General features: G+C 70.2%; 23 protein-coding genes. 14 read left to right on the forward strand and 9 right to left on the reverse strand.

The features are described from left to right. The first annotated feature begins 56 nt into the window (after positions 1 to 56). Positions 57 to 1,475, forward strand: a complete 1,419-nt coding sequence (locus ACZ7L4_RS12820) for an FAD-binding oxidoreductase (protein ID WP_472101792.1) — start codon at positions 57 to 59, stop codon at positions 1,473 to 1,475. 27 nt (positions 1,476 to 1,502) lie between these two features. Here the strand turns inward: ACZ7L4_RS12820 and secD are convergent, their stop codons facing one another. From secD to ACZ7L4_RS12840, 4 genes are all read right to left on the reverse strand, one after another. Then, entirely contained in the window at positions 1,503 to 3,839 is a 2,337-nt protein-coding gene (secD, locus tag ACZ7L4_RS12825; protein WP_472101794.1) for a protein translocase subunit SecD, read from the reverse strand. An 89-nt stretch (positions 3,840 to 3,928) separates the two neighbouring features. Further along, entirely contained in the window at positions 3,929 to 4,375 is a 447-nt protein-coding gene (locus ACZ7L4_RS12830) for a hypothetical protein (RefSeq protein ID WP_472101796.1), read from the reverse strand. Positions 4,376 to 4,583: 208 nt separating this feature from the next. Next, positions 4,584 to 5,207, reverse strand: a complete 624-nt coding sequence (locus ACZ7L4_RS12835; protein ID WP_472102034.1) for an AAA family ATPase — start codon at positions 5,205 to 5,207, stop codon at positions 4,584 to 4,586. Between the two features lie 58 nt (positions 5,208 to 5,265). Next, positions 5,266 to 6,114, reverse strand: a complete 849-nt coding sequence (locus ACZ7L4_RS12840; RefSeq protein WP_472101798.1) for an NmrA family NAD(P)-binding protein — start codon at positions 6,112 to 6,114, stop codon at positions 5,266 to 5,268. A 131-nt stretch (positions 6,115 to 6,245) separates the two neighbouring features. On the opposite strand from ACZ7L4_RS12840, the gene ACZ7L4_RS12845 reads away from it, so the two are divergent. From ACZ7L4_RS12845 to ACZ7L4_RS12855, 3 genes are all read left to right on the forward strand, one after another. After that, positions 6,246 to 6,860 (forward strand): TetR/AcrR family transcriptional regulator, encoded by a 615-nt coding sequence (locus ACZ7L4_RS12845; RefSeq protein ID WP_472101800.1) that lies wholly within the window; start codon positions 6,246 to 6,248, stop codon positions 6,858 to 6,860. 239 nt (positions 6,861 to 7,099) lie between these two features. Then, entirely contained in the window at positions 7,100 to 7,804 is a 705-nt protein-coding gene (locus tag ACZ7L4_RS12850; RefSeq protein ID WP_472101802.1) for an HAD family hydrolase, read from the forward strand. A gap of 1 nt (position 7,805) precedes the next feature. Then, positions 7,806 to 8,561 (forward strand): SDR family NAD(P)-dependent oxidoreductase, encoded by a 756-nt coding sequence (locus tag ACZ7L4_RS12855; RefSeq protein WP_472101804.1) that lies wholly within the window; start codon positions 7,806 to 7,808, stop codon positions 8,559 to 8,561. Positions 8,562 to 8,677: 116 nt separating this feature from the next. Here the strand turns inward: ACZ7L4_RS12855 and ACZ7L4_RS12860 are convergent, their stop codons facing one another. From ACZ7L4_RS12860 to ACZ7L4_RS12875, 4 genes are all read right to left on the reverse strand, one after another. Beyond that, entirely contained in the window at positions 8,678 to 9,838 is a 1,161-nt protein-coding gene (locus ACZ7L4_RS12860; protein ID WP_472101806.1) for an LLM class flavin-dependent oxidoreductase, read from the reverse strand. Between the two features lie 113 nt (positions 9,839 to 9,951). After that, positions 9,952 to 10,557 (reverse strand): AAA family ATPase, encoded by a 606-nt coding sequence (locus tag ACZ7L4_RS12865; protein ID WP_472101808.1) that lies wholly within the window; start codon positions 10,555 to 10,557, stop codon positions 9,952 to 9,954. 93 nt (positions 10,558 to 10,650) lie between these two features. Further along, positions 10,651 to 11,355, reverse strand: a complete 705-nt coding sequence (locus ACZ7L4_RS12870) for an AAA family ATPase (RefSeq protein ID WP_389281173.1) — start codon at positions 11,353 to 11,355, stop codon at positions 10,651 to 10,653. A gap of 226 nt (positions 11,356 to 11,581) precedes the next feature. Then, the gene (locus tag ACZ7L4_RS12875; RefSeq protein ID WP_472101810.1) at positions 11,582 to 12,208 is read right to left on the reverse strand and encodes a TetR family transcriptional regulator; all 627 of its coding nucleotides are present in this window, start codon (positions 12,206 to 12,208) and stop codon (positions 11,582 to 11,584) included. Positions 12,209 to 12,582: 374 nt separating this feature from the next. On the opposite strand from ACZ7L4_RS12875, the gene ACZ7L4_RS12880 reads away from it, so the two are divergent. From ACZ7L4_RS12880 to ACZ7L4_RS12925, 10 genes are all read left to right on the forward strand, one after another. Continuing rightward, entirely contained in the window at positions 12,583 to 13,548 is a 966-nt protein-coding gene (locus ACZ7L4_RS12880; protein WP_472101812.1) for a helix-turn-helix domain-containing protein, read from the forward strand. 77 nt (positions 13,549 to 13,625) lie between these two features. After that, positions 13,626 to 15,101 carry an MFS transporter gene (locus tag ACZ7L4_RS12885; protein WP_472101814.1) on the forward strand — a complete coding sequence of 492 codons (1,476 nt, stop codon included), beginning with the start codon at positions 13,626 to 13,628 and terminating at the stop codon, positions 15,099 to 15,101. A 290-nt stretch (positions 15,102 to 15,391) separates the two neighbouring features. Continuing rightward, positions 15,392 to 16,177 carry an HAD family hydrolase gene (locus ACZ7L4_RS12890; RefSeq protein ID WP_472101815.1) on the forward strand — a complete coding sequence of 262 codons (786 nt, stop codon included), beginning with the start codon at positions 15,392 to 15,394 and terminating at the stop codon, positions 16,175 to 16,177. Further along, positions 16,174 to 17,520: a class I adenylate-forming enzyme family protein gene (locus ACZ7L4_RS12895; protein ID WP_472101817.1), complete on the forward strand. Its 1,347-nt coding sequence runs from the start codon at positions 16,174 to 16,176 to the stop codon at positions 17,518 to 17,520. Before ACZ7L4_RS12890 ends, ACZ7L4_RS12895 begins: the two co-directional genes overlap by 4 nt. Continuing rightward, positions 17,517 to 18,266: an SDR family NAD(P)-dependent oxidoreductase gene (locus ACZ7L4_RS12900; protein ID WP_472101819.1), complete on the forward strand. Its 750-nt coding sequence runs from the start codon at positions 17,517 to 17,519 to the stop codon at positions 18,264 to 18,266. Before ACZ7L4_RS12895 ends, ACZ7L4_RS12900 begins: the two co-directional genes overlap by 4 nt. Continuing rightward, positions 18,260 to 18,547 (forward strand): phosphopantetheine-binding protein, encoded by a 288-nt coding sequence (locus tag ACZ7L4_RS12905; protein WP_472101821.1) that lies wholly within the window; start codon positions 18,260 to 18,262, stop codon positions 18,545 to 18,547. Before ACZ7L4_RS12900 ends, ACZ7L4_RS12905 begins: the two co-directional genes overlap by 7 nt. 1 nt (position 18,548) lies before the next feature. Then, the gene (locus ACZ7L4_RS12910; RefSeq protein ID WP_472101823.1) at positions 18,549 to 19,574 is read left to right on the forward strand and encodes an AvrD family protein; all 1,026 of its coding nucleotides are present in this window, start codon (positions 18,549 to 18,551) and stop codon (positions 19,572 to 19,574) included. Between the two features lie 90 nt (positions 19,575 to 19,664). Then, positions 19,665 to 20,096, forward strand: a complete 432-nt coding sequence (locus tag ACZ7L4_RS12915) for an acyl carrier protein (RefSeq protein WP_472101825.1) — start codon at positions 19,665 to 19,667, stop codon at positions 20,094 to 20,096. Beyond that, on the forward strand, positions 20,068 to 20,826 hold the full coding sequence (locus ACZ7L4_RS12920; protein WP_472101827.1) for a 4'-phosphopantetheinyl transferase family protein: 759 nt from the start codon (positions 20,068 to 20,070) through the stop codon (positions 20,824 to 20,826). The genes ACZ7L4_RS12915 and ACZ7L4_RS12920 overlap by 29 nt, the downstream gene beginning before the upstream one ends. Before the next feature lies 1 nt (position 20,827). Further along, entirely contained in the window at positions 20,828 to 21,583 is a 756-nt protein-coding gene (locus ACZ7L4_RS12925) for a thioesterase II family protein (RefSeq protein ID WP_472101829.1), read from the forward strand. Between the two features lie 79 nt (positions 21,584 to 21,662). Here ACZ7L4_RS12925 and ACZ7L4_RS12930 read toward each other — a convergent pair whose 3' ends face one another. Next, positions 21,663 to 22,769, reverse strand: coding sequence for a Gfo/Idh/MocA family protein (locus tag ACZ7L4_RS12930; protein WP_472101831.1), 1,107 nt, complete (start codon positions 22,767 to 22,769; stop codon positions 21,663 to 21,665). Positions 22,770 to 22,797 lie beyond the last annotated feature (28 nt).

The raw sequence follows: 22,797 nt of genomic DNA on the forward strand, positions 1-22,797 counted from the left end.
CATGCTCGGACCGTTCCGCCGCGCCGCACCCCGCCATCCGTCCGCTGGAGGCCGCCTTGACCGCACCCGCCGCCGACACCGAACCCGCCACCGACACCGCCGCTGTCGAGCCCGCCCTCGACGCGCTGCTTGCCGCGCTGCCCGCCGAGGCGGTCAGCGTCGATCCGGATGTGCTGGCCGCGCACAGCAACGATCACGCGCCGTTCTGCCCCAGTGGGCCACCGGCCGCCCTGGTGCGGGCCCGTAGCACCGACGAGGTGGCGGCGACGCTGCGGATCGCCCACGAGCACCGCGTGCCCGTGGTGCCGCAGGCCGCCCGTACGGGGCTGTCCGGCGGGGCGAACGCCGTCGACGGGTGCATCCTGCTGTCCGTGGAGCGCATGACCCGGATTCTCGACATCGACGTCGTCGACCAGGTCGCGCGGGTCGAAGCAGGCGTCGTCAACGCCGACTTGTCGCGGGCCGTCGCCGAGCACGGCCTGTTCTACCCGCCGGACCCGTCCTCATGGGAGTCCTCCACGCTCGGCGGCAACGCGGCCACGAACGCGGGCGGCCTGTGCTGCGTGAAGTACGGCGTGACCGGTGACTTCGTGCGCGGGCTCACTGTGGTCCTGGCCGACGGCAGCGTGCTGCACACCGGCCGCACCACCGCCAAGGGCGTCGCCGGCTACGACCTCACCCACCTCTTCGTAGGATCCGAGGGCACCCTCGGTGTCATCACCGAGGTCACCGTCGGGCTGCGGCCCGCCGCCGAACGACCGCTGACCGCCGTGGCGTTCTTCCCGACCACGTCCGCCGCGTGCGCGGTCGTCCCCGCGTACGTGAGCAGCGGGCCGCGGCCCAGCCTCCTGGAGTTCATGGACCGGCCCAGCATCGACGCGGTCAGCGCGTACCGCGATCTCGGCTTCCCCGACGATGCCGGCGCCGTCCTCATCGCCCAGTCCGACCGGGGCGGGGCGGCCCCGGGCGATCTGCGCCGCTTCGCCGACATCGCCGAGGCGCACGGCGGCACCACGGTGATCGCCGAAGATGCCGCCGAGGCCGAACTCCTCCTCGCCGGACGCCGGTTGGTCGGCATCGCCACCGAGCGCCTCGGCGCCTATCTGGCCGATGATGTCTGTGTCCCGCGCGGCCGGCTCGCCGAGATGATTGAAGGGATCGCCGAACTCTCCGAGCAGCACGGCCTGTTGGTCACCTGCGTCGCCCACGCCGGTGACGGCAACGTCCACCCCAACGTCATCTTCGACCGCGACGACGCCGACGAGGTGCGCCGCGCCCACGAGACGTTCGGCGCCATCATGGACCTCGGCCTGCGCCTGGGCGGCACCATCACCGGCGAACACGGCGTGGGCCTGCTCAAGCGCGACTGGCTCGCCAAGGAACTCGGACCGGCCGGTGTGCGCGTTCACCAGGGGATCAAGGAGGCTCTGGACCCGCACGGGATTCTCAACCCCGGGAAAGTGCTTGCCAGTTGAGCGGCCTCGTCCTGTCTTGTCGTGTGTCTATGTCGCTGCCTTGGCGCGCTCGGTGCTTCGTACGCGTCCGCCCCCTCTCCTCGGCTCCGCCATGACGATGGCCAAGGGTGACGCCGTGAACACCGAGGAGTACGTGCCGACGGTCACGCCGATCAAGAGGGCCAGGGCGAAGTCGGTGAGGGAGTCGTCGGCGAGGACCGCGAGGGACGCGAGGATGAGGACGGCGCCCATGCCGGTGTTGACCGTACGGGGGAGGGTCTGCAGGATCGCGTCGTTGGTGAGTCGGGCGAACGGTGTGCCGCGGCCCTTGCCCCACAGTTCGCGGATGCGGTCGAAGAGGACCACCGAGTCGTTGACCGAGTAGCCGATCACGGTCAGCAGTGCGGCCAGGAAGACACCGTCGATGGGCTTGCCGAGCCAGGCGAAGACACCGACCAGGATGATCACGTCGTGGACCAGTGCGCTGACCGCTGCCGTGCCGAACAGGAGGCGGAACCGGGCTGCCAGGTACAGGAGTTGGGCGCCCAGCGCCAGGCCCAGGGCGATGAGGGCGCTTCGGCGCAGCTCGTCGCCGAGGCTGGGGCCGATCAGTTCGTCGCGCTGTTTGTCGGCCCCGTCGCCCAGGTCCGCGACGGTGTCGGTGACGGTCGCCGCCTCCGCGGCGCTCAACTCCTGGGTCCGTACGGTGAGGTTGCCGTCGCCGGATGACTGGACGACGGTGTGCGGCAGCCCGGCGTCGGAGAGTGCGTCCCGGGCCCGGTCGGGGTCGACGTGGGTGGCGGTGGAGTATTCGACGAGGCGCCCGCCCGTGAACTCGATGCCGAAGTCCAGGCCGCGGACGAGGATCCCGGAACCTGCCACCACGAGGGCGACGAGCGAGACGGCCAGCCAGCGGCGCGGTCGGCGCATCAGGAAGGGGTTGCGGCGCAGCAGGGCGTCGCGGACCGGGCCGGTGGTCGAGATGCCGGTGATGCGGGGGCGGGCGAGGACCGCCGGGCGGCTCGCCGCGAAGTCGGCCAGGACCCGGGTGATGAGCAGGGCGCTGACCATGGAGGCGAGGACGCCGATGCCGAGGGTGACACCGAAGCCCTTCACCGGCCCGGACGCGAGGAAGAACAGGAGCACCGCGGCGATGAGGGTGGTGATGTTGGAGTCGGCGATCGCGCTGAACGCGTTGCGGAATCCGGCGGTCAGCGCGGAGCGGGGGCTCGGCCGGGCGCGGGCGGCTTGTTCCTCGCGGGCCCGTTCGAAGACAAGGACGTTGGCGTCGACCGCCATGCCGATCGCGAGGACGAAGCCGGCGAGGCCGGGCAGGGTCAGGGTGGCGCCGATCGCGGCGAGTGCGGCGTAGGAGATCAGGCCGTAGCAGAGCAGCGCGACGGTCGCGAGGGAGCCCATCAGCCGGTAGACGACGGTGATGAACAGGGCCGTGAGAGCGGTGCCGATGACGGCGGCCCGGGCGCCGGCCTCGATGGCCTCGTCGCCGAGGGTGGCGCCGACGGTGCGCTGCTCGATGGTCTCGACGGGCACGGGCAGGGCACCGCCCTTGATGAGCAGGGCGAGTTCGCGGGCCTCGGTGTCGTCGAACGATCCGGTGATCTGGGTGGAGCCGCCGGTGATGCCCGTCCCGCAGGCCACGGAGGGGTCGACCTGCGGCGAGGAGATGATCTTGTCGTCGAGCACGATGGCGACCCGCCGCTGCGGGGCACCGTCCGGGTGGCAGGCCGCATCGCCGGTCACCTGCGCCCAACGGTCGCTGCCGGCGTCCTTGAAGTCGACGGTGACGTGCCAGCCGGCGCCGCCCTGCTGGTCGATCCGGGCGTCGGCGCCCTTGACGTCCTGTCCGGTCAGCGCAGCGGCCTTGAGGTGCAGGCGCTGCCCGGACTCGTCCGCGAGGACCCGGTCGTCGCGATTGCGTGTGGGGGCGTTGTTCTTGTCGGCCTGGCCCAGCACCGGGTGGACGGTGAGTTGTGCCGTGCGGCCCAGGACGTCGGCGGCCTTCTTCGGGTCCTGTACGCCGGGCAGTTCGACGACAACCCGGTTGTCTCCGGAACGGACGATGGTGGGCTCGGCGACACCGAGGGCGTCGATGCGGCCGCGCAGTACTTCGACGGTGCGGTCGGTTGCCTCGCGGTCGGCCTTGGTGGTGGCGGTGGATCGGGTCTCCAGCACGATCTGGGTGCCGCCGCGCAGATCGAGCCCCAGGCGGATCGGCGTGGTCAGTGCGATGGCCACGGACGCGGCGAGCACCGCGAGCGCGACGAGGGCGCGGACGAGCGGGGCGCGCGAGCGCCTGCGCGTACGCGTACGTGGGCGGGGGCGTGGACGGCTTTGGGGACTGTTTTGGGGACGGGAGCGTGTCAACTCGGGCCTCCGGCAGGCATGCCGCGGCGGCGGCCGAGCGCGGCCGCGGCAAGAGGTGTGTGATGTGCGGGGGTTGGGTCGTTGGTGTCTCAGGTGCCGGAGGAGACGGGTGGGGCCCGGTTGCCGTCGTGGCCGGGGCGACCGGGGGAGACGGGTGGCGCATCGGGGCGGGGTGCGGCGGTTCGGTGCGCGGACGCGGCAGGGCCGAGACCCGCGCCGTACGGGGTGACGGGCGCGTGGGCGGGCGGCGGGGCGGTGCGTTCGGAAGGCTGCTCGTGCCGGACTCTCGGCTGGTTGGCGCAGAGGGGCGTACAGCCGTCGTCGGCGTGGTGGTCGAGGGCGGCGGCGAGGGTGGGGTGTGATGCGGGGGCCGATGCGGATGTCGATGCCGGTGCCGCGCTGCCATGGGTGTCGGGTGCGGGCGGGGCGGTGGTCAGCAGTACCGACAGGAGTGCGATGAGGAGCAGGGCCAAGCGGTGGCCCGTCGCAGTGGTGGCAGGGGTGCCTGTGGGGGCGGCGGCGCGTGTCGGGCGCATGCACCGTCCCCTTTCGCAGTGGCTGCCGGTCATCGCGCGCCCTCGGTGGGACCTGCGGCCCAGGTGGGGACCGAGCAAGCGTCCAGCTTGCCCGTTCGTGGCCGTGGGGGCGATGGGGTCCGGGCCCCATTCCTGGTGGTGTGGGATGCCCATCCGGCGGGCCGGGCGACGGCGCAGACCGCACCCCACGGTGCGTCGCCGCGAGTGATCACAGTCCCGTGGCTGAACGCCCCACCGCGACCTGCGCGTCGGCCGCCGCGAGCACAGTGTCGGCCAGCTCCTCGGCGGACTGTCCACGGCCCGCGTCGATCCGGTCCAGGCCCAGCCTGTCGATGGCGTCGAGCATGAGTGACTGGAAGCGCTCCGTGCGGGCCAGGAACTTGTCCATCAGTTCCCGTTCCTCGCCGGTGGCCGCTTCGTAGCGGCCTGCTGCGTGAACCCGTGCGCGTACGACGGAGTCGTCGGCGGTGAGCCACACGGCGGCGGTGTGCGGGGTCTGCAACTGCGCGACGCGGACGGGCCAGAGCGCGGACCCCTCCAGCACCAGGCCCGTCCTGCCGTGGTCCGCGGTCGCGCGGTCCGTGACCAGCTCTTCGATGCGGGGCCACAGCCGGTCGTAGTGGGCGAGAACGGACGTGATCAGTTCGTCGACCGAAAGCGACCCGTAGTGCTCGGCGACGTGCGCCGGCACCTCCCGCTCGGGGGTTCTCCAGGGCCGCCCGGGGTGCCGGGCAAGCCCGTCGGTGCTCAGGTACTCGAACCCGAGCCTCTCCGCCGCCACTTGGGCGACCGTCGACTTCCCGACGTTCGACGTCCCACCGATCAGCACCACCCGCACATCAGACACATCACGCACATCGACGACCCTACGGGCCGGAAGAAGCCGAACATCAGACTTGGGCCGCAAGCCGCTCCGCAGCACTGCGTGGCTCGCGGCCCAGGAGTTCACCGAGCAGGGGGCCGGTCTCGGCGAAGTAGCCGGCCCGGCCGGCCTGGTGCCAGCTGAGGATGAGTCGCGCCACCGGTTCGGGGACGCCGCTTGCGATCTGGTCGGCAACCCACTGCTCGTCGTCCACGACGACCCGCTCGACGGTGCGGCCGGTGAGGCCGGAGGCGATCTTGGCGAGGTCGTCGAAGGTGATGGCCGTCGGCGCCGTGAGGTTCACGGGCCCTTCGACGGCGCGGTCACCGGCGAGGAGGGCCGCGGTGGCCTCGGCGATGTCGTCGCGATCGGTGTACGGGACGGGCCCGTCCTCCGGCTGGACGATCCGGCCGGTCTGCCGCCAGGGGCCGAGCACCTGGTCGAGGGGACCGTAGGCGCCGTTGCGCAGCGCGGTCCAGGCGACCCCGGACTCGGCGAGGATCGCTTCGGTGGCGATGTGGAACTCCGAGGGCAGGTACGGGTTGCCCGGGACGGCGCCCTGCTGGCTGGTGTAGACGATCCGTTGGACGCCGGCCTCGACCGCGGCTTCGACGGCATTGCGGTGCAGGCCGATCATGTCGGCCGACGGGTCGTTGCCGGACACCACCAGCACCTGCTCGGCGCCCGCGAACGAGTCGCGCAACGCGGCCGGCTCCTCGTACGAGCCCTGCCGTACCCGGACACCACGGTCGGCGAAGTGCTTCGCCTTGGCGGCGTCGCGGACGCTGACGGCGATCCGGTCGGCGGGCATGCGCTGGAGGAGGTGCTCGACGGTGGCACCGCCGAGCCCGCCGGTGGCGCCGGTGACGACGATCATGACGTGGCCCTTCAGTAAGTTGACTCAATGAGTCAATTTAGATCTCGGAGGTGACCGTAGGTAAACTGACTGGCCGAGTCAAGTTATGCGGCGGTAGTGCAGCGCAGCGCAGCGAGAGGCGGGGTTCAGTGATGGCCGGTGCATCCGGAGCGACGACGTCCTCGGGTCAGGGGCGGCCACCTCGGCTGCGCGCCGACGCCAAGCGCAACGCCGAGCAGATCCGCGCTGCCGCGATCGGCGCCTTCCAGGGCCGCGGCCTGTCGGTGCCGCTGGAGGAGGTCGCCAAGGCGGCGGGGGTGAGCAAGGGCACGATCTTCAACCGGTTCGGCGGCCGGATCGGCCTCATCGAAGCCGTCATCGCCGAGGTCGTCGCCACGGAGATCCACGCCATCATCGACCGCAGCCGAGCCATCGAGGACGTCTGGGAACGGCTGACGTGCTACGTCACCGCCATCCGCGACCTGCAGTACCGTCAGCCGGCCACCGTGGACACCATGTTGCAGGTCTATCCCGACGCGCCGAGCCTCATGGAGATCTGCCGGGTGGGAGGCGAGATCAACGAAGAGCTCGCCGCCGCGGGCCGGGCCGCCGGCGTACTGCGGCCGGAATTCACGGCCGGCGACCTCCACGCGCTCCTCCACGACAGCGCACTCGTCCTCAAGCACGGCACCCGCCCCCGCCGGGAGGACTACGACCGGCGCACCGCCTACGTCCTCGATGGCATGCGGGGGCGCGGGAGGCCCTGAAGCGGGGCACTCCGGGCGGGTCGTGCCCAGATCGCGCCTCCATTCCCTCGGTCTCATCCACCAGGTGTGCGTGTGGGCCGTTGCGCTACGACGGCCAGGCCTGTGAGTCGAGGGGCTGTAGACACGGGCTGCGTGGATCCATAACATAAAGAACGTTCTGATTGTTGGGTGAGTACGGCCGTTGCGATCCTTCGACGGAGCACGGCCCCGCCCGCGCTTCCGCCGACGGAGAGGCATTCATGTCGCACGCTCACGGTTTCGCCCGGTTGCGTTCAGTGGCGCTGAACATCGACGGTGTTCTGCTCAACGACACGTTCAGCCCGGTCATCCATCGCTACATCACCAGCCGCGGCCGTGCCTACACGGCGGATGTGGAGCGGACGATCTTCTCCCAGCCGCAGAAGGTCGCAGGGGAGCGCATGGCCGAGGTCCTGGACAATGGGCTGAGCGGCCCGCAGGCGCTCGCCGAGTACTTCAGGGAGCGAGAGGAGTATCTGCGGCAGAACCCGGTCACCGTGCAGCCTGGAGTCGTCGAGCTTCTGACGCGGCTGCGCGCCCTTGGGCTGCGGACCGTTTGCTACGGAGGCTTGGCCAAGGACCACTTCGACCGGTTTCTCGGTGCGCATGCCGCCCTGTTCGATGGCCCCGGCTACGTCTGTACCGACGCCATCCGCCCAGGACTTCACGAGATCACGACCGAGGTCTTCGCGCTCCAGTGCGCTCAGGTTCTGTTCGTCGACGACGTGGCGCGGGTGGCGGAGGCCGCGAGGGGGCACGGCATACCGTTCATCGGGTTTCCCACGTCGTTCGAGCACAGCTTCCAGGGGCACCTCATGAAGGAGGCAGGTGTCCGTCACACGATCCGGTCCCTGGACGAGATCGACGAGGAGCTGTTGCGGACCCTCGACGAAGAGTCCGCCGCCGGCACGCTGTGGGAGGACTGACATGCTGCACGGCAGAGTAGCCATGATCACTGGCGCCTCCAGCGGCATAGGCGCGGCGGCGGCCCAACTGTTCGCCGCCGAGGGGGCGGCCGTCGTCCTCATGGCGCGTCGCGAGGACCGGTTGGCCGAACTGGTGGCGCGGATCCGCAAGGACGGTGGGCGTGCGGTGGCCGTCGCCGGCGACGTCTGCCGACTGCCGGACGTGGAACGGGCTGTGCACGCCGCGGTGGAGACCTTCGGCGGGCTCGACGCCGCCTTCAACAACGCCGGCTTCGCCACCGCGGGGACCAGCCTGCACGAGACGGGCGTCGACATCTACGACCGCACGATGGATGTCAACGTCCGCGGCGTATGGAACTGCCTCGCCCAGCAGATCCCGGTGATGCTGGCGGGCTCCGGCGGTGCGGTGGTCAACACCTCGAGCGTCGCCGGTGTCGCGGCGACCGGCGCCTCCGCGGCCTACGTCGCCGCCAAGCACGCAGTCATCGGCATGACGAAGGCTGCCGCCGCCGAGTACGGGCAACAAGGGGTGCGGGTCAATGCTCTGGTCGTCGGGGCGACGAGGACCGAGATGATGCAGCAGGTCATCTCGGCGAACCCGGCTCTGGAGGGCGACTTCATGGCCGAGTCGGTGCAGCACCGGATGGCGGACCCGCTCGAGGTCGCCCGGGCCGCCGTCTGGCTGTGCAGCGACCAGTCCTCGTTCGTCACGGGTGCCGCCGTGCCCGTCGACGGTGGCGCCACGGCCACCGCCTGACCTGCGCGCTTCGTCCACGGCACGCGATACGGGGCAAGGGGGCCGCAGTACGCGATCGACGGTGCCGGCCCCGGGCGGCAGGTCCGCCGGGGCCGGCACCGTCGATCGCGCTCGCTCTACGAGTGGATGGAGCGCCCCTCCTGCTCGGCCCGCTCCCGGCGGGCCTGGGTGTGCGGGAAGACGTGCCTGTTGTCGACGCTCCACTGGATCGACTCGTCCCCGCGGGCGGTGCTGCCGGAGAAGCGCGGTGCGACCTGCTCGGCGAGCAGCTCGTAACTCCGCTTCGTCTTCTCGAACGAGGCCCAGTTCATGGCGTAGACGAGGAAGGTGCCGAAGCCGCCCGTCTCGTCCTGCAGACGCTGGATGGCGGCGGCCGCATCCTCGACGGACCCGACGATCGCGAGTCCCTTCTCGACACCGGCCTCGAGCTCCTGCGAGGACTTGACGCCCTCCATGCTCGAGGCGACATCGAAGCCCGCGGCCTTGCCCCAGTAGTCCCACAGCCAGGTCGAGAAGCCCTCCCGGGCGTCGCGATAGGCCTCTTCCCGGGTCTCGGCGATGTACAGGGGGGCCACGACACGCCACTTGCTCCGGTCCATCGTGGTGCCGTGCTCCTCGGCCGACTCCTCCGCGTAGCGCCACTGCTGCGCCAGGTCGGTGGCCGGGGCGCCGGGCGGGGGAGCGCCCCAGGAGACCAGGCTGAGACCGAACTGCCCAGCAACCTTGGGGCTGTTGGCGGAGCCGATGCTGGAGATCGCCATTTCGATGCCCGGCTTGCTGTAGCGGGGCAGCTGCATCTTGGCGTCCTGCAGCACGAACCAGTCGCTCTTGGCGCTGACCCGCTCCTCGCCGTTGACGAGCTCGCGGACGGCGGGGATCGCCTCGCTCGCCATGCGCTTCAACTCGTCCTGGTCCACGCCGAATTGGTGGGCATCGTTCGGTGTCGCGCCGGGGCCTATGCCGAGGATGTAGCGACCGCGGGACAGGTGGTCGAGCATGATCGCTCGGCTGGCGACGTTGTACGGGTGGTGGAAGGGGAGCGGGACGACGCCGTTGGCCAGCTTGATCTGGCGGGTGCGCTCCGCGGCGGCGGCGATGAAGGTCTCCGGTGCGCCGATCGTCGGCCAGGCCAGGGAGTGGTGCTCGCCGAACCAGCACTCGTCGTAGTTCAGCTCATCGAGGTGCTCCACCAGCTGCAGGTCACGGCGGATGGTCAGGTGCGGATCCTGGCCGGGCGCGTGCAGCGGTGAGAGGAAGGCTCCGATTCCGGTGTGCAAGGTGTGTCTCCTCGGTCGGTCTGGGCAAGGTGTGGTGACGCTGCGTCAAGAGCCCGGCCCGGGCCGGCGGTTGGTGTCTCGAGTCCTGCCCGGGCCGGATGGGGGCGGCGCGGTCAGGCGGACTCGGACACGCCGGGAATGCTCAGGATCTGGTTCAGGCGCTCCTCGAAGGTCCCGGTGACGATGTGTACCGGGGCGTCGAGCGTCTTCAGGATGTCGAGCATCAGCTCGTCGGACAGCGTCCGGAAGCGCTCGCTGATCGGGCTATGGCCCTCCGGCAGCGGGAACTCGACCGGGCAGTGGACGAACACGTCGTAGCCCGTCCGGGCGTGCTCCTTGGCGAGCAGGCCCAGCTGGTCGACGACGTCCTCGAAGCCCTGGGTGCGCGGGTCACGAACCGCCGTCTCCAAAGTGGCCTTCGGTTCCGGGTGGCGGCCGACAGCCAGGCGGACCTTGCTGTACACCCACTCGTGCAGGATCGAGCCGTCCGACAGGAAGCCCTCGGGGTGCGCGGCCTCCTCGACGGCCCGTTCGGTGTAGCGACGCACGGCGAGCTGGATCAGCTCGGGCTCGTTGGTCTCCTCCAACGCCTTGGGGGTGCCGCCGGCCGGGTCGCGCATGGCGCTCCCGTGGGTGCGCTCCAGGCCGAGCTTCTTGGACAGTTCGGTGGTGAGGGTCGTCTTGCCGTTCCCGTATGCGCCGACGAAAGCGATTCGCACGTGTGCCTCTCAGGAGTCAGTGGTGAGTGCAGGCGCGGCGCCTGCCTTGGGTGAAGTGCCCGGTACGGGCGGTGCTGGTGGCGGGGGAAGCCGTCAGGCGGCAGTGTCGGCGAGGCGTTCCAGCTCGCCTCGGGTGTCGAGCTGCGCGTACTCCTCCTCGGCGCGGGCGATGGCCTGCTCGATGGTCATCACCTGCGGGAAGTCGAAGATCTCGACGATCCGCGCGAGTCGCTGCGGGATTGTCCCGCCGACGATGTGCACCGGAATCTCGAGCTCGTCGAGGGTCTCCAGGAGCAGCTGTTCGGCGAGCTGACGGAATCGCTCGTTCACCGGGCGGTGCCCGTCCTCGACGATCGGGAACTCGATGGGCAGGTGGACGAACGCGTCGTAGTTGCTCTTGGTGTGCTGCTTCGCCGGGATTGCGATCTGCTTCATGACCTCGGCGTAGAAGCGGACGTCGTCCGGCATCTCGACGTTGTCGAGGTCGACGGACTCGTTGGGGTTGATGCCGACCTTGACCCGGACGTTGGCGTACGACCACTCGTGCAGGGCGGAACCATCCGATATGTATCCGCCGGGCAGGTGGCTCTCGGCAACTGCGCGCCCCTGGATCCGCCGCGTGATCAGCATGATGAGCTCGGCGCCGTTGCACTCCTCGAGCGTCTTCCCCGGCAGGGAGAGGGGGAGGAGTTCGCGCATGGTCGGGGCCGCGGTGCGCGGGATCCCGGTCAGGTGGGAGATCGCCATGCTGGTGATCGTCTTGCCGACGGAGTAGGTACCGGAGATGGACAGGTTCACTGATGCTCCCGGTGGAGTCGTGAGGGCGAGAAGTTGGGGTGAACGCGGCGCGCCACACTGCGAGTCGAGGACTCGACGGCCCATGTGAGAAGCATGGCAACGGCTCCAGAAGGTGCCCAGACTCCGGATTCAACAGCGTTGGTGGGCCAGCCATTGCGCACACCATTGCTGTCACCAACAGGGCGCCGGACACGGCCGGCGCCCTGTTGGTGACATGGTCTGTGGGTCAGGTGTCTCGATGTGTGTGCTGCACGAGCGTCGGGTGGGCGGCCTTCAGGCCCGAAAGGATCAGATCCCACACGTCGGCCAGCTCGGCGACCGGTGCCGTTCCGCTGTCGGGCAGGGCGGACTCCTCGAGGCCCGAGACCAGGTAGCGCGTCAGCGTCGTGACCGTGGCGGGGGCCACGCCCGGACTCAGCTCGTCGGCCTCGCGTGCCTCGTCGAGCAGGAGCCGCACGCTGGGCAGCCAGCTGTCCTTCCAGTCGGACTGGCTCGGTGTCCGCTCCCGGGTGAGACGCGCGGCCGCCCGGACCACGGCATCTTCCGCGAGGAGCTCGCCCAGGGCCAGCGTGATCTTCACGATGCGTGACAGGTGGGTGTCGGCGTCGTCGGGCGCCGTCGCCTCGGCGAGGGCGGACACGGCCTTCCGGGTGCGGGCCGCGCCTTGCACATGGATCGCGTATGCCAGGTCCAGCTTGGCGGGGAAGTGGAAGGTGAGGGCCCCCATGGTCACGCCGGCCGCCTTGCTGATGCGCTGTAGGGACGCGCCGTCGTATCCGAACTCCGACATCTCCGCGGCTGCGGCGTCGAGCAGGCGCTGTCGCGTGCGCTCGGCCCGCCGCTGGCTCGCCATCATCATCTGTCTCCTCGCGTCGAAGGGTGCCGCCGTGGCCGGAGCTAAAAAAACCAATCAATCTCTATAATTACCCAGGGTCATGGGTGGGGTGCAAGCTGCATGCGGCACGCACTCTGCCCGAGTGGGAGAGCGAATGTTCTGGTTCCATGTTCGGGTTGCGGGTCACCCGGGCGGCTAAATACCGGCAAAAACGGGCAAGTTGCACAGCCGTGTCCAGTGGTTCCGCCCCTCTTCGCGGGCTGGCGCCGTGTAAAAACAGAGCAAGGTCTCTGTTTGGGGTGGAGAACAAAAAGAGCGAACGCTATGTTGTTCAGTAGTGCCGCGCCCAAGGGGGGCGAGTGTTCGTCGACGCGCAAAGGAGGATGGCCACGATGACTGTCACGGGACCACCGGCACCCCGTGTCGCGCTATGGATGCGCGACGCGGGGCGACAGGGGGACAAGGGGGGTTGCCGGCAGAAGCTGACTCAGGACCTCGTAGCTGCCAGACCGTCGAGCCTGAAGTTCGCCGAGCTCGGCAGCTTCCTCGCGGCTCGCAGGGCCGAGGTGACACCCGAGCAGGTCGGCCTGCCGGGCGGCGGTTCGCGGCGGCTGACCGGGTTGCGCCGCGAGGAAGTGGCGATGCTCGCGGGGATCGGGGCGTCCTGGTACGCGTGGATCGAACAGGGGCGGGCGAAGAACGTCTCTCTCGAGATCCTCGAGGCCATCGCCCATGTGCTGCGTCTGAACGAGGTCGAGTGCCTGCACATGATGCGCCTCGCGGGATACGCCGTGCCGCGGCGGCCGCAGAACCCGGCGGACGGCGACCGTCGGCTGGCGGCACGAGTGGTCGACGGCTTCCTGCCCAAGCCGGCCTACTTCATGGACCGTTACTGGGACGTCCTGGCGGCCAACAGCACCGCGATGCGGCTGCTCGGCCTCGACGGAACGAACCACAACTATCTGGAGACGCTCTTCCTCGACCCGCGGGCCCGCGACCGGTTCGCCGACTGGGAACGGGTTGCCGACGAAGCCGTCGCGCGGTTCCGGACCCGCAGCGGCGAATTCCTCGGTGATCCGCGGCTCGCCGCTCTCACTCAGGACCTGTGCGAATCGAGCCCCGCCTTCGCCGAGTTGTGGGAGAGGCACCGCTTCGGCGACGGGACACATGTCACGCAGGATGTGTGTCACCCCGATCTGGGTCAGGTGTGCCTGTCCCAGATCTGTCTCGATTTCGCCGCCCGTCCGGGACTCCAGCTCATCCTGCTCGATCCGCAGTCCGGCGCCGTCGCGGACCGCGTGGCGCGGTGGGCCCGCGAGGTTCCTCTGTCGGGCACGCCGGCCCGCGTACCCGCCTGAAGCGGCCCTCGCCGACCGCTCGACGCGCGCACCACACACCTGTCAACTCCGGAACATCCAGAAAGGCATTCAGACCCATGACTTCATCGGGTTCCGCCCGCCGCCCGGCCTTGATCCTGGCCGCGCTGGCGCTGGCGCAGCTGATCATCGCGCTCGACTACAGCATCGTGTTCGTCGCGCTGCCGGACATCGGTGAGGGGGTGGGCTTCTCCGGCCAGCAGTTGCAGTGGGTCATCGGGGCCTACGCCGTAGCGTTCGGCGGCTTCCTGCTCCTGGGAGGACGCCTGTCCGACCTGCTCGGGCGCCGCCGCATGTTCCTCACCGGGCTCGCCCTTTACGCGATCGCTTCCGTCGTCGGCGGTCTGGCCACGACTCCGGGCATGCTCGTCGGCGCCCGCGCCGTACAGGGCATCGGCGGAGCGTTCCTGGCCCCCGCGACCCTCTCGCTGCTCACCACCACCTTCGCCGAGGGGCGCGAGCGCAACCGGGCGCTCGGGATCTGGGGCGCCACCGGCAGCAGCGGCATGGTCGTCGGGTCCCTGCTCGGTGGCGTGCTGACCCAGGCCTTCGGCTGGGAGGCGATCTTCTACGTCAACGTTCCCCTCGCGGTCGGCGTCGGACTGCTCGGCCTGCGGGTGCTGCCCGCCGACCGCCCGGTCGAGCGTCGTCAGGGCTTCGACCTGCCGGGTGGCATCTCCGTGACGGCCGGTGCACTGCTCCTGGTCTTCGGGCTCGTCCAGGGCCCCGAAGCCGGCTGGGCCGCGCCCACCACGCTGCTCAGCTTCGTGGCCGCGGTGGCGCTCATCGTCGCCTTCGTCGTCATCGAGTCGCGCACGTCCGACCCGCTGGTGCCCCTGAAGGTCTTCTCCTACAAGAGCTTGCGTCTCGGCTCGCTGATCACGTTCATGTTCATGGCCACCTTCGGCGCGAGCGCCTACTTCATCACGCTGGCGCTGCAGACCGTGCGGGACTGGAGCGCGCTGGCCACCGGCCTCGCGTTCATCCTGCCCTGCGCCTGCGTGCTGATCGGTTCCATGGTCGGCGGCAAGCTGTCCACGGCGATCGGCGTCCGCGGCACGCTGGTCATGGGCCTGTCCGTGGGTGCCGTCGGCACCGGCCTCTTCGCCGCCTTCCTGGGCGCCGACGCGAGCTATGCGCAGATGAGCCCCGGCATCGTGATCTTCAGCCTTGCCCAGGGTGTCATCTGGACCGCCATGTTCGCGGCGGCCACCGCGGGTGTCGAGGAGCGCCTGCAGGGTCTGGCCTCCGGCCTCGCCACGAGCGGGCAGCAGGTCGGCGCCGCCGTCGGCCTGGCCGTTCTGGTGGCCGTCTCCAATGCCGTCGCCGGCACCGACCCCACGCCGGCCAAGCTGTCCGACGGCCTGCAGGCCGCGACGTATACCTCGGCCGTGCTCATCCTGCTCACCGTCGGGCTCGCCCTGGCGCTGGGCAAGCAGCCCAAGGAGCAGCCCGTCGAGGCTGCGGCGACGAGCCCGCAGCCCGCCGAGAGCCCCGCTCCCGCGGAGCAGGACGCGCAGCCGCAAAAGATCTGACAGACGATCAAAAGTAGTCGGAGCAGACCGGGGCCCGGTATCGATTCACTCGATACCGGGCCTCACCCGTGAAGGGGGTGCCGCTGTGCGTATTGGTGGCAGCGGCAGGATTCTTGACGGTTGCGTCGTGGAAGCCGGTGACATTGAAGTCTGGGGCGCTGGGCTCTTCGCTGCGATGATTCATTTCGTAAGCAAGAACTTCCATTCGAAGTCCACGAAGAAACCGAACACCGCATTCAGTGTTCCGTCGCGTCGCTTTCCCCTCGCCCAGGCCCAGGAGGTACCGACAGATGAGACGCGCGAAAGTTGCCTTCTTCGATGTGGATCACACCTTGACCACCTCGGGCAGCATGTCCCGGTTATTGGCCTACTATCACGCGGCATTGGGCCACCCCCGCCGGGATTTCGACGACCGGATGTGCGAACTCAAGGCCATGACGGCCCTCGGATGTCCGCGTGAGGCGGTCAACCGCGCCTACTACGCCGGTCTCGCGGGCCTCGACGCGGAGCTGATGACCGCGATGGCGCGGGCCTGGATCGACGCCGAACTGGCCACCGGCGGCTTTTACCACGAGCCCGCCGTCGCCGAGCTGCGCCGGCACCAGAGCCAGGGCGCACACATCGTCCTCGTCTCCGGGTCGTTCCTTGCTCCGCTGCGCCTCATCGCCGAGCACCTCGGCGCGGACGACATCCGCTGCACCGTCCCGATCATCCAACAGGGCCGCTACACCGGCACGTTGGACGGGCCGCCCATGATTGCCACGGCCAAGGCCGACGCGGCGGTGAAGATCCTCATCGAACGAGCGGTGGACGCCTCCGAGTCCATCGCCTACGGCGACCACATCTCGGACCTTCCGCTGCTCAAGGCGGCGGGATCGGCCGTCGTCGTGGGAGGGGACGATCGGCTGCGCACGCTGGCACGCGCGCACGGGTGGCCCCTGCTGCCGGGCACACCTCCGGCACCGGGCCTCCCTCTGCCGAACTGGCCTGCCCGGCCCGCCCCCTGGGCCACGCCCGGACGCACCGCACAGACCCATCTCGCCCCAGCCCTCTATGACATGTCGGAGAGCGCATGACTGCCTGGTTCTTTCAACGACTGGAACAATTCGGGGACGCCGATGCGATCGTCTTCGACGGCCGAACGTACAGCTATGAGCGCGTACTTGAGCTCACCGCCCGGTGGGGCGCGCTGCTCGACGAGCACGGCATCAGGGCCGGGGACGTCGTCGCGCTGGAGGGCCCGAGCGGTGTCGAGGCCTGCGCCGGGCTGCTCGCCCTGATCGAGCGGGCGGCGATCGCCGTTCCGATGGCCCCCCTGCCCACCGCCAAGCGCGCCGAGTTCCTCGACGTCGCCGAGGTGGAGGCGGTGGTCACCCTCGGGGCCTCCGCCGCCGGGCACCGGTTCGAGCGCACGGGGCGCCGCGCGGCGCACGAGCTCTACGGCAACCTGCGCGGCGCCACGACCCCCGGCCTGGTGCTCTTCAGCTCCGGAACCACCGGGCGAAGCAAGGCCACCGTCCTCGACATGGCCAAGATGCTCGGCAAGTACCGCGAGATCCGCAGGGCGAGCCGCACACTCGGATTTCTCAACCTGGACCACATCGGCGGCATCAATACGCTGCTGCACACCCTCAGCCAGGGCGGGGCGCTGGTCACCATCGCCGAGCGCACCCCGGCCACGGTGTGCGCCGCGATCGCCGCCCACCACATCCACGTACTGCCCACCACACCGACCTTCCTGAACATGCTGCTGATCTCGGGGGAGTACGCGAGCCACGACCTGAGTTCGCTACGGCTGATCACCTACGGAACGGAGCCCATGCCGCTCGGCGTGCTCCACAAGCTCCACGAGGCACTGCCCGAAGTGCGTCTCAAGCAGACCTACGGCCTGTCGGAACTCGGCATCCTGGCCACCAAGTCGCGTGGCGACGACAGCCTCTGGGTCAAGCTCGGCGGCGAAGGGTTCGCGTACGAGATACGTGACTCCATCCTGTGGATCCGCTCGGACATGGCCATGCTCGGCTACCTCAACGCGCCGGCGCCCTTCGATGAGCAGGGCTACTTCAACACCCAGGACGCGGTCGAGGTCGACGGCGACTACGTGCGCATCCTGGGGCGCAAGTCGGAGCTCATCAACGTCGCCGGGGAGAAGGTGTACCCGAGCGAGGTCGAGAACGTCCTGCTGGAGATGGACCTCATCGCCGACGCCACCGTCTCGGGCCGCAGCAGCCACATCACCGGCCAGGTCGTCCAGGCACTCGTGAAGCTGACGCGTCCCGCCGACCCCAGGGACGTGGCCCGCCAGGTGCGGCTGTTCTGCAGCAAGCGCCTGGAGTCGTACAAGGTGCCGCTCCTGGTGGAGGTGTCACAGGACGACCACCATTCCGAACGCTTCAAGAAGGTCAGGGCCGCGGCATGAACGCCAACCCGATGCCGACGGGCCGCCGTGTCGCCCTAGTGAGCGGTGGCAGCAGGGGGCTCGGCCGTGTCCTGGTCGAGCGGCTGCTCGCCGACGGCTGGTGCGTGTCGACCTTCAGCCGGACGTCCAACGAGTTCATCGCGCAGATGTCCGAGAAGCACCAGGACGCCTTCCATTGGGAGTCCGTGGACCTGGCCGACTCCCAGGAGCTGCGCAGGTTCGCCCGAGACTGCGGCAGCCGGTTCGGCCGCCTCGACCTGCTCATCAACAACGCCGGCGTACTGCACCAGGAGCTGTTCCTCACCGCCGCCCCCGGGCGGATGGACGAACTGATCAGGGTCAACCTCCTGGCGCCCCTGCACCTGTCCCAGGCCTGCGCCCGGCTCATGGTGCGGGCCGGCGGCGGAAGCATCGTCAACATCTCGTCCATCAACGCCATCCGGGGATACCGGGGCGTGGCCGTCTACGCGGCGGCGAAGGCGGGCCTCGAAGGCCTCGGCCGCAGCATGGCACGCGAACTCGGGCCGCAGGGCGTGCGCGTCAACACCCTGACGCCCGGGTTCTTCGACAGCGACATGACGGCGGAGGTCACCTCGCGCAACCGCGAAAAGATCCAGCAGCGCACACCGCTGGGACGGCTGGGAACCGTGGACGAGATCGCCGACGCGGTCCTCTTCCTCGCCACGCCCCAGTCACGCTTCATCACCGGACAAACCATGGTCATCGACGGAGGCATCACATGCTGAAGAACACCCAAGCCCCGAACAGCGCAGTGCAGCGGATCATCCTGCGCGAGATCGACAACGTACTGCTCAACGACGAGGGCAGCGTCCAGTACGACCTCGGGGACCCGCTGCTGACCGTCGGCCTCAACTCGCTGCTGCTCGCCCAGCTGCTGCTGCAGCTCGAGGCCGAACTCGGCGTCGACCCGTTCGCCGGGGACCGGTCCATCACGGACGTCCGTACCGTGCGCGAACTGATCGCCGCCTACGAGGAGTCCATACAGGCCACAGGGGCGGGGGTGTGACGTGAGCACCGCCGAACGCGTACTGCTGCAGTCCATCGACGACTACCTGGGCCCGGGCGAGACCCGGTTCTTCTCCCGCGGCTACCAGCGGGCGGAGTACCGCGTCGGCGACCTCGTCGTCACGCCGGCCGACGCCCCGGACGCCGGAGTGCGGGGCACGGTCGACGTCGGCTATCCGGCCGACTGGTCCCGCAAGAAGGACGGCACGGACCTGCGGCCGCACCTCAGCACCGTCGATGCCCTGGTCCTGGGCGTCCAGCTGGCCGAACTCCACCTGACGCACGGCTACGGCCTGGACGGCGCGGCCCGCCGTCGCCTGCGGCTGCAAAAGGTCGTCCTGCGGGCCGGCGGCGCACCCCAAGAGGAGCTGCGCGACATCCCGCTCGCGGCCCGCCTGGTGGAGACCGCGGAGCTGCCCGGACACCGTGGCCGCTTCCGGTCGGTGCACGACTGCACCGTCGGAAATCTGCGGGTGCGCTGCGAGATCGAGCACGAGATCGCCGCCCGCGCCGTGGAGGAGGCCCACCACAGCGACCTCACCGCGGCGCTCGGCCCGGAGGGAGAACGCTTCTGGGGCGCTGGGTTCAAGCGCCGACGCCACCACATCCGCGACGTCGACATCGATCTGCGGGACTTCTCCGCGCGCGCCGACATCACCTTCGACGCGGAGCCCGAGTCCGCGCGCGAGGGGATCGAGGGCGACCGGCAGCCGGCCGTCTCCCTGGTCGACGCCTTCGTTGTGAACCTGCAACTGGCCCAGGTCCTGATGTACGAACTGGACTCGATCAGCCGGGCCGAGAGCAACACGCTGTGGATGATGCAGACCGTCCTCGAAGCGGCGCCCGAGGCCTCCTGGCCGGTGGGAGCCGACCCCCGCGTCGCTCGGACCGCGCTGAGCAGCAGGCGGCTGTTGCCGCTGCGCGGCGGACTGTGGCGCAGCGTCGAGATCACCGGCGAGCTCGCGGGCATGAACCTGCGCTGCGGATTCGCCCACGAACTGCCGCCGGGCGCTGCGGCCGCGGACTGAAGCAGGCCCGAAAGGCCTGGCCGGTGGCGCGCCGCGGAGACCCGCGGCGCGCCGCCTGCCGCCCCTTGACCACGCCCCACAGAGAGACAGATGACAGTGGATCAGGCCGTACTCGACTGGTTCTCCATCAGCCCGTCGGACATGACCCAACAACCCCCGGAACCCGAAGAGCAATTCATCCCCGACCTGCCGTCTGCACCCGTGGCCGCGATACACGACGCGGCCCCCGTCGAGCAGGAGCGCCTGCTCGAGGACCTCGTCTGCCAGGAGATCGCGCGTGTCCTGCAGTGCCCGGCGGAGGCGGTCGACCGGCACCAGACGATGACCGACCTGGGCGTCGGATCCATGATCGGGCTGGAGCTTCAGCGCCACATCGCCGCCGCCCTGAAGGTCGAGGTCGAACTCACCTTCATCCTGCGTGCCGCCGACACCGGAACGCTCGCCCGGCATCTCGTCGGGCTCCTCACCCCCTCCAAGGCAGGGACTGACCAGCGTGACATTGCCGATCCCGCCGCAAAGTAGCGCCGACCTGTGGATCCTGCGCCAGCCTCCGCTCGGCAGCTGTACGGGCGTACTGGACCTCACCGAACTCGACGCGGCCGAGCAAAGCCGTGCCGGGACCTGCCGACGTGAGGCGGGCCGGCTCCTGTACAGCTCCGCGCACGTGGGTCTGCGCCGGCTGCTCAGCGCCTACCTCGACACCGATCCGCGCAGCCTCCGGATGGGCAGGGAGCCCTGCCCGTGCTGCGAGGAGCCGCACGGGAGGCCCGTCCTGGAGTCCCCGAGGACGCCCGTGCACTTCTCGCTCTCCCACAGCAACGGCATGGCCCTCATCGGGATTTCGACCGTGCCGATCGGTGTCGACGTCGAAAAGGTGCCGACGGCCGGCACGACACAGGTGTGCACGCCCGCTCTGCACCCGGAGGAACAGCGGGAGTTGGCGGCCGCGCCCGCGGGCGTCGTCGAATTCGGGCAGCTGTGGACGCGCAAGGAGGCCTACCTCAAGGGCCTCGGCACCGGCCTCGGCCGCCCCCTGGCGGCCGACTATCTCGGCGCCGACCCGGCGCGGCGGCCCGACGGGTGGGAGGTGGTCGACGTGCCCTGCGGTCCGCAGCACGTCGCGGCGGTCGCGCTGCGCACCGCGGCGCAGGTCCGGGTGCGGGTGCACTGGCTCGCCATGGAGTGCCTGTACAAGGACGATCCGGCACCGCTCGACCAGCAGCGTTCCTTCCTCGCGGAGTTGGCGGCCTGAGGTGCCGATCCTGGATCTCAACCCCGCCCTGCGCGTCGAGCCCGCCCACACGTTGGTGCTGCTGCACCACGCGGGCGGCTCGTCGCGCGGCTTCGCCCCGCTGCTGCCCCATCTGCCCGCGGACTGGCGGGTCTGGGGAGTCGATCTGCCCGGCCGGCTGCTGGACCGCGGGACGCAGCCGTGCCATACGGCCGTGGAAGCCGTCGACTATCTGTGCGCCACCCTGGCGCCCGTACTGTCCGGCCCGTTCTCCGTCTTCGGCCACAGCATGGGCGCACTGCTCGCCTTCGAGGTCGTCCGCACGCTGGAGTCCGAGCGCCGGGCCCCCTGCTGGCTCGGCGTCTCGGGCAGCCGGGCGCCGCGCCGATTCGGCACAGGGCGCCCCCGTGCCTTGGAGGGGGCGGGGGCGGCGCACCGCATGCTGCGTCAGGTGCACGGCCTGGGTGGTCTGCCCGGCGGTTACGGCGACCGTGACGCGCTGACGAAACTGGTGGTACGCGCACTGCGTGCCGACCTGAGTCTCGTCGACGACTATGCCTACGCCCCTGGCACCCCGTTGCGCACGGCGCTGTCCGTGTTCGGGGGCGAGGACGATCCGCTGGCCCCGCCGGCGGCACTCGCCGAGTGGTCGGCCCACGCGAGCCGCCCGGTGTCCTGCCACACCTGGCCGGGCGGGCACTTCTATCTCTACGAGCACGCGGAAGCGGTGTGCGCCCGGCTCGTCGCGTCCTGCCGGTCCCAAGGTGCCGTGGCCTGACATCCTCTCGTATGCACGACGGCCGATGCCCTGCCGGCAGCGTCCGGCAGGGCATCGGCCGTCGTGCAGTAGCGGGCCGCTACTGGCGCGTCCCGGTCTCGGCGGACCTGGCGATCCGGTCGAGGAGCCGGTGATGCTCGACCGCATGCCGGAAGTCGGGAACGGTGCTGCTGCCGGTGTGCAGGTCCTCACGCAGCTGGGCGTACGCGTTCGCCACCACGGCCGCGGGCCCCTCGAGTCCGGACACGTCCTGGTAGCCGTCCGGGACGGGGAGCGGCGCGAGCCGCGTGTCCTTGCCACGGGCACCGCTGATGGTGAACTGGCCGAACTGGAGGTGCCCGAGGCTTCCCGACACCACCAGGTCGCCGTCGGTCCCGTTGATCTCCCAGTGCAGGTTGGTGGCCCGGCTCGACCCGCCGCGGTAGTGCAGGGAGGCGACCGCCCCGCCGTCCAGCAGGCCGGAGACGGCGATCTGGTCCTCGGCGGTCATCGGGATACGCTCACCGGTGTCCGAGACCTGGACCGTCGGGCGTCGCGTGGCCGTCGTCGCGCTCAACTCCTCGAACGGGGACAGGCACATGGTCAGGGCGTCGAGGGTGTGACCGAACGGGATGGTCATCAGGGTCGCCCCATTGCGCCGGTCGACCGTGTACGCACCGCCCGACCCCACGGCCGGGCCCCAGCCGCCGCCCGAGCCGACCAGCGTGGTCGACAGGACCTCGCCCACGTAGCCGTCCGCGATCAGGTCGCGGAGGTGGCGCACGGCGGGGGCCGAGCGGGCCTGGAGGCCGACCGCGGTGCGCACGCCGTGTTGCTCGGCGAGCAGGGCGAGCTCCTCGGCCTGTGCCAGGTCCGTGGCGAGAGGCCACTCGCTCAGCACGGCCTTACCGGCCCGGAGCGCCGGCAGGATCAACTCGCGGTGCCGGGGCACGCGTACGGCGATCACCACGAGGTCAACGTTCTCGTCGCGGGCCAGGTCGTCCACATGGGCGTAGGCCGCCGGGACGCCGTACGCCTCGGCGGCGCGCTCCGCGGACTGCGCGGAGGAGGTGGCGAGTGCGCGCAGCTCGTAGCCGGCCACGGCCTGGAGCGCGGGTACATGGCCCCGGGAGGCCCACCCGCCGTCGGCGCTCAGGCCGACGATGCCGACGCCAATGGGCTTGCGGGGGTCGGTGCTTGCTGTCATGGAGAGGTACCTCGCGTTGGTTCGGTGG

Source organism: Streptomyces sp. NPDC107575, assembly GCF_055657265.1.